Annotated in this window: 8 protein-coding genes; 3 read left to right on the top strand and 5 right to left on the bottom strand. The window is 70.3% G+C overall.

Features of this window, described 5'->3' with window-relative positions; genetic code table 11:
• Positions 1–49 precede the first annotated feature (49 nt).
• From cydC to ACIQCY_RS13640, 3 genes are all read right to left on the bottom strand, one after another.
• A complete protein-coding gene (gene cydC, locus ACIQCY_RS13650) occupies positions 50–3607 on the bottom strand; it encodes a thiol reductant ABC exporter subunit CydC (protein WP_400484435.1) in 3558 nt (1185 codons plus the stop codon).
• Positions 3608–3627: 20 nt separating this feature from the next.
• Complete coding sequence (gene cydB / locus ACIQCY_RS13645; RefSeq protein WP_400484434.1) at positions 3628–4650, bottom strand: cytochrome d ubiquinol oxidase subunit II; 1023 nt, start codon at positions 4648–4650, stop codon at positions 3628–3630.
• A gap of 91 nt (positions 4651–4741) precedes the next feature.
• The gene (locus ACIQCY_RS13640) at positions 4742–6319 is read right to left on the bottom strand and encodes a cytochrome ubiquinol oxidase subunit I (protein WP_400484433.1); all 1578 of its coding nucleotides are present in this window, start codon (positions 6317–6319) and stop codon (positions 4742–4744) included.
• Between the two features lie 222 nt (positions 6320–6541).
• Between ACIQCY_RS13640 and ACIQCY_RS13635 the strand changes: the two genes are divergently transcribed.
• Together ACIQCY_RS13635 and ACIQCY_RS13630 are read left to right on the top strand one after the other, a co-directional pair.
• On the top strand, positions 6542–6910 hold the full coding sequence (locus ACIQCY_RS13635) for a BlaI/MecI/CopY family transcriptional regulator (protein ID WP_400484432.1): 369 nt from the start codon (positions 6542–6544) through the stop codon (positions 6908–6910).
• Positions 6911–6917: 7 nt separating this feature from the next.
• The gene (locus tag ACIQCY_RS13630; protein WP_400484431.1) at positions 6918–7910 is read left to right on the top strand and encodes a M56 family metallopeptidase; all 993 of its coding nucleotides are present in this window, start codon (positions 6918–6920) and stop codon (positions 7908–7910) included.
• A 62-nt stretch (positions 7911–7972) separates the two neighbouring features.
• On the opposite strand, the gene ACIQCY_RS13625 is transcribed toward ACIQCY_RS13630, so the two are convergent.
• Positions 7973–10081, bottom strand: coding sequence for a type IIA DNA topoisomerase subunit B (locus tag ACIQCY_RS13625; RefSeq protein WP_400484430.1), 2109 nt, complete (start codon positions 10079–10081; stop codon positions 7973–7975).
• Between the two features lie 253 nt (positions 10082–10334).
• On the opposite strand from ACIQCY_RS13625, the gene ACIQCY_RS13620 reads away from it, so the two are divergent.
• Entirely contained in the window at positions 10335–10556 is a 222-nt protein-coding gene (locus tag ACIQCY_RS13620) for a hypothetical protein (protein WP_400484429.1), read from the top strand.
• A 256-nt stretch (positions 10557–10812) separates the two neighbouring features.
• On the opposite strand, the gene ACIQCY_RS13615 is transcribed toward ACIQCY_RS13620, so the two are convergent.
• A complete protein-coding gene (locus tag ACIQCY_RS13615) occupies positions 10813–12003 on the bottom strand; it encodes an RNA polymerase sigma factor (RefSeq protein ID WP_400484479.1) in 1191 nt (396 codons plus the stop codon).
• Positions 12004–12090 lie beyond the last annotated feature (87 nt).

Below are 12090 nucleotides of genomic sequence, written 5' to 3'. Positions count from 1 at the left end.
GCGCCTGCCCTGATTCCTGCGAATCGAGCCTCCGGGCCGCGGGCCGCGATCAGGTGTGGCCTGCTGCTCCGGTGGTGACGGTGGCGCGCGGAGAAGCGTCCAGCGCCACCACCTCATCGCACAGCGCCGCCTCGTCGCGGTCGTGGGTGACCAGGAGGACGGCGTGCCCGGACAGCCCGGCCCGCAGGTCCTCGAGCAGTGAGCGGGCGCCGTCGGCATCGAGGTGGGCGGTGGGCTCGTCGAGGAGCACGACGCCGGACCGGGTGAGCAGGGCGCGGGCGACCGCGAGGCGCTGCCGCTGCCCGCCGGAGAGGCGTGATCCTCCGGCTCCTGCGGGAGCATCCAGCCCGTGCTCGAGGCCGGCCACCATCCCCGACAGTCCCACGGCGCGGACGGCCGACTCGAGCTCCTCCTCCGTCGCGGGGTCTCCGGCCGACCGGGCGAGCTGCAGGTTGGAGCGGAGGCTGGAATCGAAAAGATGGCCCTCCTGGGGGCACCAGGCGATGCGCGGCACGCTCCCGGGCGCAGCGGGCACGCCATCCACGAGGAGCCTGCCCTCCTCGAGCGGCAGGAATCCCAGCAATGCCCCGATCAGGGTGGACTTGCCGCTGCCGGAGGGTCCGGTGAGGGCGGTCCAGCGCCCCGGCACCAGGGCGAGGTCCACGTCGGCGACGACCGGCCGGGACGGCTCGTAGCCCACCGCGGCGCCCTGCAGCTCGATCGTCCGCACGGGGGCGACCGACCGGTCCCCGCTCGTGCCGGTGTCCTGCCGCCAGTCCCGGGAGGGGCCGAGCCTCGGCAGGATGCGACGCGAGACCGTGGACAGCGGGCCCCAGTGCTGCACGGCTGAGGCTCCGGCGACGAACGGTTCGATCAGCGCGAGCTGCATGAGCACCAGCACGGCCGTGAGGTCCGCCGGCAGGCCGGCGGCGGTGACCAGGATGCCGAGGGAGGCAGCACAGCAGGCGGCGACGATCACCGCCGTCGAGGCCCCCGCAGCAGCAGCCGAACGTCCGGCTGCCGTAGCCGCCCGCTCGTCGAGCCGCCTCGTCAGGTCGAGGGCCGCGCGGTGGGCGCCGTTCACCCTGAGATCCGGCGCGGCGCGCAGGAGGCTGGTGATGCGTTCGAGGGCGTCGGCCCGCACCTGCACGGCCGCAGCCCCGGCCGCCTGCTCGCGGACCACCGCGATCACGGGGGCGACGACGAGGGCCGCACCCACGGCGAGAGCCTGCCAGCCGAGGGAGGCAGGATGCAGGAGGGCCGTGGCGACGAGTGCGGCGAGCCCGGTGAGGACGGACGTGACGAAGGGCAGCAGGGCACGCGAGGAGAGGTCCCGCAGCTCGTCGATATCGCCCACGAGCCGCTCGATGCCGCCGGAGCCGCGGGCGATCGTGCGCCACGAGCGTCCCGCCCGGAGCAGGCCCGTCCACAGCCGCAGCCGGGTGTCATCCGCGCGGTGGAAGACGGCCCGATGCAGCCAGAGGCGTTCCTCGTAGCGCAGGAGCGATCGCCCGATGCCGAAGAACCGGACGCCGACGATGGCGGTGAGCAGGTAGAGGATCGGGGGCTGCTCAGCGGCCCGGACGATCAGCCAGCCGCTCAGGGCGGTCAGGGCGACCGCGAAACCGGAGGCACCGAGGCCCAGCACCGCGGCCGCGAGGAAGCGGCGGTCCCACGGCTGGACGAGGGCCAGCACGTCGCGGGCGGGGCGGAGCCAGGCCACCGGGCCGACGGCGGAGGGTCGCAGCGCGGGACCGTCCGCACCGGCGGGGTCCGCATGTCGTGGGGCACGGTCCGCGGCGGGTGCCGGGGCGGACGAGTCGAGGGGTTTCACGGCGGCGGTGCCCGGCGCCGGGGACGCTACGGGTGCGTGGAGCGAGGGCGCATCGCTGCCGGAGGCCGATCCTGCCTCCGTCCCGGCCTCCACGCCGAGCCGGACCTCGGCCGAGGCCAGGGCGGCCGTCTCGTCGTCGTGCGCTATCAGCAGGACGGCGAGACCCGGCCGGCGCGCCCCGATGGCCGAGCGGATCGCCTCGGAGGCACCCTCGTCCACGTGCGCGGTCGGTTCGTCGAGCAGGAGGAGGCGGACCGACGGGTCCTGCGCCCTGAGCAGCGCGCGGGCGACGGCGACGCGCCGCAGTTCGCCGGGGCTCAGCTCTCCGGCCCGACGGTCGGCGAGCCCAGCGGCACCGACGGCGGCGAGCTGGTCCTCGACGGCCACGGAGTCCGTCCCGGGACCGCCGTACAGGGCGAGTTCGGCCCCGACGGTCTGCATCAGGAGCTCGGGGTGCTGCGGGACCCAGGCGACGACGCCCTCCTCGAGCCCCGTCACCTGCCCCTCCAGCCGGAGACCTGCCGGAACCGCCGCTCCCCCGGCCAGCGCGCGCATGAGCGTGGACTTGCCGGACCCGCTCGCTCCGCGCAGGGCGGTGACGGAGCCGGGCTCGAGGATGAACGTGACGTCCTCGACGACGGGCCGGAGGGCGCCGTCGTACCGCGCCGTCAGTCCCGTGACGGCGATGCTGCCCGGGACCCCGGCTGACCGGGCCGGGGACGGCGCCCGTCCGGGGACGGCTTCGGCAGCCGCGGGAGCGTCGATCACCGCACGGACGCGGGCGCCGGACTCCTCGCCGTCCTCGCTGGCGTGGTGGGCGGCACCGACGTCGCGCAGGGGCCCGTAGCACTCCGGCGCCAGGATGAGCGCGATCAGGGCCGTCTCCAGGCCGAGGTCCCCGTGGATCAGCCGGACCCCGGCGAAGACGGCGACGACGGCGACCGAGATGGTGCTGATGAGTTCGAGTGCCAGGGACGAGAGGAAGACCGTGCGGAGCGTGGTCATGGTGCGGGCACTGTAGGCGCCGGCGATGTCACGGAGGGCCCGCGTCTGTTCGGCGGCGCGGCCGAGGCCCACGAGGACGGGGAGTCCCCTGGCGAGTTCGAGCAGGTGGTCGGACAGGCGGCCGAGCGCGGCCGCGGCCGCCTGTGTGCGCTCCTGGGTGTGGAGGCCGATCAGCGCCATGAAGACCGGCACGAGCGGCACCGTGAGGACGATGATGAGGGCGCTGACCCAATCGGCGGCCAGGATCCGCGCCCCGACCAGGAGCGGGACCACCGCGCAGGTGATGAGCGCGGGCAGGTACTGCGTGTAGTACCTGTCGAGTCCGTCGAGCCCGCGCGTGAGCAGCACCGCGAGGGATCCCTGGCCGCCGGCGGCCGCGCGCGTGGTGCCGCCGTCATCGAGGACGCGCAGCAGTGCCGCCTCCCGCATGCGTTCCTTGACCCCGAGGGCGAGGCGCGCCGCGGTCGCGTCCTGCCCCCAGGCCGCGACCGTGCGCAGGCCGGCGCCGAGCGCGCCCTGGAGGAGGACCGCCCGGACGTCGGGAGATCCCGCGGCCACGGAGGCGATGCCGAGCGCGAGGGCCTGCGCCATGAGGACCAGGCCCGCTGCGCGTGCGGCGGCGAGGATTCCGAGGAGGTACACGGCCGACGTCGAACCTGCCGCTCCCGCCGGTCCGCCCGATCTCAGCGCCGCCATCGGGGAGACGGCCCGGGCCTCCCGGGCGGCAGCGTGGTCCGTGGGCGGTGCGAGCTGTCGTGTCTCGGGCATGGCTGTCCTGGTGGCTCCGCTCACAGGGCTGGGACGTCGTGTGCCGCGGGGATGCTGGCCTCCGAGACGCGCCGACGGAAGACCCAGTATGTCCACGCCTGGTAGGCGAGGACAAGCGGTACCCCGAAGCAGGCGACGATGCTCATCAGGCCGAGCGTGTAGGGCGAGGACGAGGCATTGGCGACGGTCAGGTCGAACGCCGCGTCGAGGGTCGAGGGCAGGACGACAGGGAAGACGGCACCGAAGATCGATCCGACGAGCGCGAGCATCCCGGTTCCGAGTGCAGCGAAGGCACGCCCGTCGCGCCCTGCGAGGGACCAGCGGTAGGAGGCGCTGAACGCCGCCACGGCGAGGACGACGACCAGCCACGTGACCACCGAGCCCGTGGTGAGCTGGACGAGGAGCGCCCACCCCAGGAAGGGGATCATCGCAACGGGCAGGAGCCGGCGGAACAGGCGGTCCGCCTGGCCGCGCACCCCGCCCTCCGTCTTGAGGGCGACGAACGCCGCGGCATGCACGAGGCAGAACAGCACGACGGCGGCCGCTCCGAGCAGTGCGGGGGCGGTGGCCCAGGCGAAGGGCCCGCCCACGCGGTCGCCGTTGGCGTCGAGCGGCAGTCCCGTCGTCGTGAGTGCGAGGGCCGCGCCGATTCCTGCCGCGGCGATGAAGGACCCGAGGGCGATCGCCCAGTCCCAGCGGTTGCGCCACGCGTCGCTGTTCCGCTTGCCGCGCCATTCGAAGGCGACGGCGCGGAAGATGAGGCCCAGGAGCACGAGGAGGAACGGCAGGTACAGCGCCGACAGCAGGGAGGCGTACCAGTGCGGGAAGGCGGCGAACATGGCGCCGACGGCCGTCACCAGCCACACCTCGTTGCCGTCCCAGACGGGGCCGACGGTGTTGAGGAGGACACGGCGCTGCGTGTCGTTGCGCGCCATGAGCTTCATGAGCATCCCGACCCCGAGGTCGAAACCCTCGAGGAACAGGTAGCCGGCCCACAGCACGGCGATCAGGACGAACCAGAGGGTAGGCAGGGCCTCGGTCATGGGAGAGCCTTCCGTTCGATCGGAGCGGTGAGGAAGAGGGGAGGTTCGGCGCCGGCTGCCCGGCCGGAGGGCCGGCAGCCGGGCGGGCCGGTCAGTAGGCGAAGGCGAGGACGTCGCCGTCGTCCTTCCTGCCGCCGTCCGGCCCGGACGCGTCGTCACCGGCGTGGACCAGCTCGGGCATGGCGGATGCGGTGCCGCCGCGGACATAGGTGAAGAGCAGCTTCACCTCGACGACGAGGAGGACGGCGTACACGGCGGTGAGCACGACGAGCGAGGCGACCAGCTCCGCCAGGGAGACACCGGGCGAGACCGCCGCCGCGGTGAACATGAAGACGCTGTCGATGCCCGACGGGTCGGGATTGGGCGCGACGACGAACGGCTGCCGGCCCATCTCGGTGAAGATCCAGCCCGCGGAGTTGGCGCCGAAGGGGGCGAGGATCCCGAACACCGCGAGCCGCATGAGCCACCGCGACTCCGGGACGGTTCCCTTCCGCAGGACCCACAGGGCCGCGCCAGCGGCTGCTGCGGCGATCGCGCCGAAGCCGATCATGATGCGGAAGCCCCAGTAGGTGACCTCCATGACGGGCAGGTAGTCGATCTCCGTGCCGGCGCGCTCGCCGTACATCGGGTCGTCCGGAAGCGTGGTGCCGTACTTCTCCTGGTACTCGGGCAGCAGGGTGTTCACGCCCTTGACCTCGGTGGTGAAGTCGCCATTGGCCAAAAAGGACAGCACGCCCGGTACCTCGATCACCGCGGTGATGTCGTCGCAGCTCTGGGCGCCGAGGTTGCCGACGGACAGGATCGAGAAGCCCGTGCCGTCATGGCAGGCGGCCTCCGCGGCCGCCATCTTCATGGGCTGCTGGTCGAACATGAGCTTGCCCTGCAGGTCACCGGTGATCCCGGTGCCGGCGAAGGCGATCATGGCGACCACGGCGCCGGCCCGCGCGGAGCGCAGCCATACTGTGTGGTCCACGGTGTCCCTGGCGCCACCCCGGCCACCGACGACGACGGTCCCGTCCGCGGCGACGGTGTCGAGGCCGTCATGGCGCCGCTTCCACAGGTGGTACCAGCTGATGCCCAGCAGGAACGCGCCGGCCACCGCGAGTGCTCCGAAGACGGTGTGCGGGAAGGCGACGAGTGCGGTGTTGTTCGTGAACACCGCCCAGGCGTCGACCATCACCGGCCGGCCGTCGATCATCTCGACGCCGACGGGATGCTGCATCCACGAGTTCGCCACGAGGATGAAATAGGCGGAGAAGACGGACGCCAGGACGGCGGCCCAGAGGGACAGCAGGTGGATCACGCGCGGGAGGCGGTTCCACCCGAAGATCCAGAGGCCGAGGAAGGTCGATTCGACGAAGAAGGCGAGGAGCGCCTCCATGGCCAGGGGCGCCCCGAAGACGTCCCCGACGAAGCGGCTGTACTCGCTCCAGGCCATGCCGAACTGGAACTCCTGCACGAGGCCCGTGGCGACGCCCATGATGAAGTTGATGAGGAAGAGCTTCCCCCAGAACTTCGTCATGCGGAGGTAGTGCTCCTGGCCCGTGCGGTGCCACATGGTCTGCATCATCGCGACCAGGAGCCCCAGCCCGATGGTCAGCGGGACCATGAGGAAGTGGTACACAGTGGTGATTCCGAATTGCCACCTGGCAATTTCCAAGGCTTCCATCGGGCCCTTTCAGCAGCGCCTGGCGTCGGCGTCGACGGAACTTCTACGCGTCGTAGAAGAAGTTCTTCTACCTATCGTAGAACAAGTGCGGATCGGTTTCTACACAGAGTAGAAATGTCCGGCGTAACGCTGTACGTTAGATGCACCACGCTTCACTGCTCCCCGCGGGAGCGGATCCGGGCCCGGAAGGACGCGGATCACGTTTTGATCGAAGGAAAGAACATGGCAACGCTCGGAGACCTCGAACGCACAGTGATGGACCTCCTGTGGGCAACACCGGAGGCGATGACCGCCAATGAGCTGCGGGACGCCATCGCGGAGGCGCCGTCGGGAGAAGTAGGACGCGAACTCGCCGTGACGACGGTCCTCACCGTGCTGTCACGACTCGAGAAGAAGGGCCTCGTCGAGAGGGAGCGCGACAGCCGCCCCCATCGGTACAGGTCGGTGACGAGCCGGGAGGACCACACCGCCGAGCTCATGCACGAGGTGCTCGTGACCGCGCCGGACCGTGAGGCGGTCCTCGCCCGCTTCATCGGCAGCGTGTCCGAGGCAGAGGCGGAGACCCTGCGCAAGCTGCTCGGCGGCAGCTGACCGGACCGTGTTCTGGGCCTCCTACCTGCTCGCGGCTCTCGCGATCATCCTCGCGTGGCCCGCTCCCATCGCGCTGTCGCGCGCTTCGTGGCCCGCGCGCGCACCGTTCACCGCGATGGTGCTCTGGCAGTCGATCGCCCTCGCGGGAGGCCTGTCGATGATCGGCGCGATGCTCGTGTGGGGGCTGGAACCCCTCGGTGACAACCTCGTCTCCGCGTCAGCGGGCTTCTTCGACATCCTGATCGACGACGAGTCGGCGCAGACCCTCGGCGTGATCCATGTCTTCGCGATCAGCGCGGCGACCCTGCTCTTCGGGCACCTCGTCTTCACCCTGGCGCTGACCTTCGTCCGGATCCGCCGGCAGCGGAGCCGCCACCGCGACATGCTCAACCTGCTGAGCTCCCCCGCCGTCGACCAGCCGGCCACGCTCGTGATCAACCACCCCGCACCGGTGGCGTACTGCCTTCCCGGCGGCGCCCGGTCGGTGACGGTCATGTCGGACGGCCTCATGGACCTCCTCAGCCAGGCCGAACTCGACGCCGTCCTCACGCACGAGAACGCGCACCTCCACCAGCGCCACCACCTCCTGCTGTGGGCCTTCGCCGCCTGGCGGTCGGCGCTCCCATGGCTCCCCACCTCCCGGCTCGCGCAGCGGGCCGTGAGCGAACTGATCGAGATGCTGGCCGATGACGAGGCCCTGCGCCATGTCGACGAACCCACGCTGATCCGTGCCATCGCCATCGTCGGCTCCGGGGCCCTCCCCTCGGCGCCCGATGCGCTCGAGGATCCCCTCGCCGAGGAGGGCCGGAGCAAGGCCCTCGGAGCGGCGGACGTCACCGGAGGCATCACCGACGCCCGATCGACCGCCCATCGGATCCGCCGCCTGCTCACGCCCCTGCCGCCCCTGAACCGCATTCAGCAGGGGCTGGCCCTGTCCGCGGCCGGCATGCTGATGGTGGTGCCGCCCGTCCTGCTGGTCGCCCCCGAACTGCTCGGCTGAGCTGGCAGGGCTCCGGCCGGAGGCGGCAGTGATCCCCCGCCGGCGCCGGCCGGCCCGTGCCCTCAGGCGTCGATGCGGTCCCTGTCGAGCGACGCGGCTCCCGCGATGATGAAGTCCTTGCGCGGAGCGACGTCGCTGCCCATCAGCAGATTGAAGACGCGTTCGGCCGATTCCGCCTCCTGGATACGGACGCGACGGAGCGTCCTGTGCCTCGGGTCCATCGTGGTCTCGGCGAGCTGTCCCGCATCCATCTCCCCCAGCCCCTTGTACCGCTGGATCGGGGACTTGTACCGCTTGCCCTGCTTCTCCATCGCCGCCAGGAGGCGCGTCAGCTCCGCCTCCGAATAGGTGTAGATCATCTCGTTGGCCTTCGAGCCGCCGTTGACCACCTCCACCCTGTGCAGCGGCGGGACGGCCGCATACACGCGCCCGGCCTCCACGAGCGGGCGCATGTACCGGAAGAACAGTGTGAGGAGCAGGGTACGGATATGGGCTCCGTCGACGTCCGCGTCGGTCATCAGGATCACCTTGCCGTAGCGCCTGGCATCGAGCTGGAAGCTCCGCCCCGAACCGGCGCCGACGACCTGGATGAGGGCGGCGCACTCGGCGTTGGACAGCATGTCCCCCACGGATGCCTTCTGCACGTTCAGGATCTTGCCCCGGATCGGCAGGAGCGCCTGGTAGTCGGAGGACCGGGCGAGCTTGGCGGTCCCGAGGGCGCTGTCGCCCTCGACGATGAACAGTTCCGAACGCTCCGGATCGTCGATCCGGCAGTCGGCCAGTTTGGCAGGCATGGTCGACGTCTCGAGGGCGTTCTTGCGCCGCTGCGTCTCCTTGTGCACCCGTGCCGAGATGCGCGACTTCATCTCCGCCACGACCTTCTCCAGCAGGAGGGCCGACTGCGCCTTGTCGTTGCGGGCCGAGGAGGACAGGCGCGCCTGCAGCTCCTTCTCCACCACCCTCGCCACGATGGCCTTGACCGCGGACGTTCCGAGGATCTCCTTGGTCTGGCCTTCGAATTGCGGCTCCGCGAGCCGGACCGTCAGGACGGCGGTCAGTCCCGCGAAGACGTCGTCCTTCTCGATCTTGTCGTTGCCTGCCTTGAGCTTGCGAGCATTGGCCTCGATGACCTTGCGGAAGGTCTTCAGCAGCGCCTGCTCGAAGCCGCTCTGGTGCGTTCCGCCCTTCGGGGTGGCGATGATGTTGACGTAGCTGCGGACGGTCGTCTCGTACCCGATGCCCCAGCGGAGGGCGATGTCGACGTCGCAGTCCCGCTCCACCTCGGCCATCTGGCTGTGCCCGCGCTCGTCGAGGACCGGCACCGATTCCTTGAACCGGCCGGACCCCTGGAAACGCCAGACGTCCGTCACGGCCGCGTCGAGGGCCAGGAACTCGGCGTATTCCGAGATCCCGCCGTCGTGCTGGAAGACCTCCTCCACCGGTCCGGTCTCCCCCGGCGTGCCCGGCAGCTTCCGCTCGTCCCGCAGCGCGATCCGCAGGCCCGGCACGAGGAAGGAGGTCTGCCGCGCACGGGTCTGCAGTTCCTCGTAGGAGAACGTCGCGTCGGGGGTGAAGATCTGGCGGTCGGCCCAGTACCTGATCCGGGTACCCGTCACGCCACGCTTGGCCGTTCCGACGACCTCCAGCCGCGAGCCGTCGAGGAAGGGCTCGAAGGCGGAGGCAGGCGACGGCGTCCGGCCGTCCTTGAACACGCCGGGCTCACCGCGGCGGAACGACATGGCGTAGGTCTTGCTGCCGCGGTCGACGAAGACGTCCAGGCGGGAGGACAGCGCGTTGACGACGCTCGCGCCCACCCCGTGGAGGCCTCCGGAGGCGGTGTAGGAGCCGCCGCCGAACTTGCCACCGGCATGCAGTTTGGTGAACACCACCTCGACGCCGCTCAGGCCAGTCTTGGGTTCGATGTCCACCGGGATGCCCCGGCCGTCGTCGTGGATCTCCACCGAGCCGTCCGCGTGCAGGATCACGGTGATGCTCTGGCCGTAGCCCGCCAGGGCCTCGTCGACGGAGTTGTCGATGATCTCCCAGAGACAGTGCATGAGGCCGCGCGAGTCCGTGGACCCGATGTACATTCCGGGACGCTTCCGCACCGCTTCGAGGCCTTCGAGGACCGAGAGGTGCCGGGCTGTGTAGTCCGAGGTGGGGGGTGTCACGGCGGGAGGGTCTCCTTGGCGGAACGGGCACGATCCAGGACAGGCGTCAGGAGGGTGATGGCGGGGAAGAGTTGCTCCAGTTTATTACGGACCACCGACACGGGTCGGCAGGCTCGTCCCGACAGGCCCTGCGGCGCATACCGCGAGCGACCCCATACCCCTGGTACGCCCGGAGCGAAAGGAGGCCAAGCCTGCGAAGGGACGGTGACGAATAGTGGTTATATGAGTAGACGATCCACATGAGGAGGCATTCATGACCACTGCAGTAGCAACTCGCGAACTCACTGCCCTGGACCGCTGCGACCGATGCGGCGCCCAGGCTTACGTGCGGGCAGTCCTTCAGTCCTCCGGTGGAGAGCTTCTGTTCTGCGGCCACCATGCGCGCGCCGTCGAAGCAAACCTGAAGCCGCTCACCTCGGAGTGGCAGGACGAGACGCAGCGGCTTCACGAGAAGCCGGCCGTCGCCGTCGACTGACCATCGGACGCCGCACCCCACACGTCCAGGACAAGCGCCCCGTGTACAGGCGCTGAAGAACGAGAATGGGCCCCCTCCTCGGAGGGGGCCCATTCTGCGTTCCGGGCTGCTGGCCGTCCCCGCGCGGCTGCGGGCGCAAGGGGACCGTCGGATCCCTCCCCTGCGTCCCGTCTGCGTCCCGTCTGCTTCCCGCCAACGGGGCAGGGCCCCTCCCGAAGGAAGGGCCCTGCTCCGACGTCCTCGTGGCGTTCGGTGGTCAGTCGAGGTAGTCCCGCAGCACCTGCGACCGCGAGGGGTGGCGCAGCTTGGACATGGTCTTCGATTCGATCTGCCGGATGCGTTCACGCGTCACACCGTAGACCTTGCCGATCTCGTCCAGCGTCTTGGGCTGGCCGTCGGTCAGCCCGAAGCGCATGGCCACGACGCCGGCCTCCCGCTCGGAAAGGGTGTCGAGCACGGAGTGCAGCTGTTCCTGCAGGAGGGTGAAGCTCACGGCGTCGGCCGGCACGACGGCTTCCGAGTCCTCGATGAGGTCGCCGAACTCCGAGTCGCCGTCCTCGCCGAGGGGAGTGTGCAGCGAGATGGGCTCGCGGCCGTACTTCTGCACCTCCACGACCTTCTCCGGCGTCATGTCGAGCTCGAGGGCGAGCTCCTCGGGGGTCGGTTCCCGGCCGAGGTCCTGCAGCATCTGCCGCTGGACACGCGCCAGCTTGTTGATGACCTCCACCATGTGCACGGGGATGCGGATGGTCCGCGCCTGGTCGGCCATGGCGCGCGTGATCGCCTGGCGGATCCACCAGGTGGCGTAGGTCGAGAACTTGAAGCCCTTGGTGTAGTCGAACTTCTCGACGGCACGGATGAGCCCGAGGTTGCCTTCCTGGATGAGGTCGAGGAAGAGCATGCCGCGGCCCGTGTACCGCTTCGCGAGGGAGACGACGAGGCGGAGGTTCGCCTCGAGCAGGTGGTTCTTCGCCCGCTTGCCGTCGTGGATGACGAATTCGAGCTCGCGCTTCAGCTTCGGATCCATGTCCGGGTCCGCTGCGATCTTCTCTTCGGCGAAGAGGCCGGCCTCGATGCGGAGGGCGAGGTCCACTTCCTGCTCGGCGTTGAGCAGGGCCACCTTGCCGATCTGCTTCAGGTAGTCCTTGACGGGGTCGGCGGTGGCGCCGGCGGACACGACCTGCTGGGCCGGGGCGTCGTCGTCGTCGGCGTCGGAGTAGACAAAACCGGTGGTGGTGCCGACCTCGGCAGCCTCCGGCTTGAGGTCCTCGGGATCGACGTCGACGGCTGCATCGACGGCGGGATCCGCTCCGTCGAGTGTGTCCACCGAACCCTGGGCATCAGAGGTCGAAGCCTTCGCGGCCGCAGCGGTGGAAGCAGCCTTCGTGGCGGGCTTCTTGGCCGCTACCCGTCGCTTGGTAGTGGTGGTACCGGCGTCTGTCGACACCGGTGCTGCTGTCTTCTTGACCGACACAGAGAACCTTTCGTACGGCGGTGTGCGGTGCCATCAGAGGGACAACACCACTATGACCCT

This window comes from Arthrobacter sp. NPDC092385 (assembly GCF_044755105.1).
Taxonomy (GTDB): Bacteria; Actinomycetota; Actinomycetes; order Actinomycetales; family Micrococcaceae; genus Arthrobacter_D.
The sequence above is the reverse complement of the archived record's forward strand: the minus strand, read 5'-3'. Positions and strand labels throughout refer to the sequence as shown.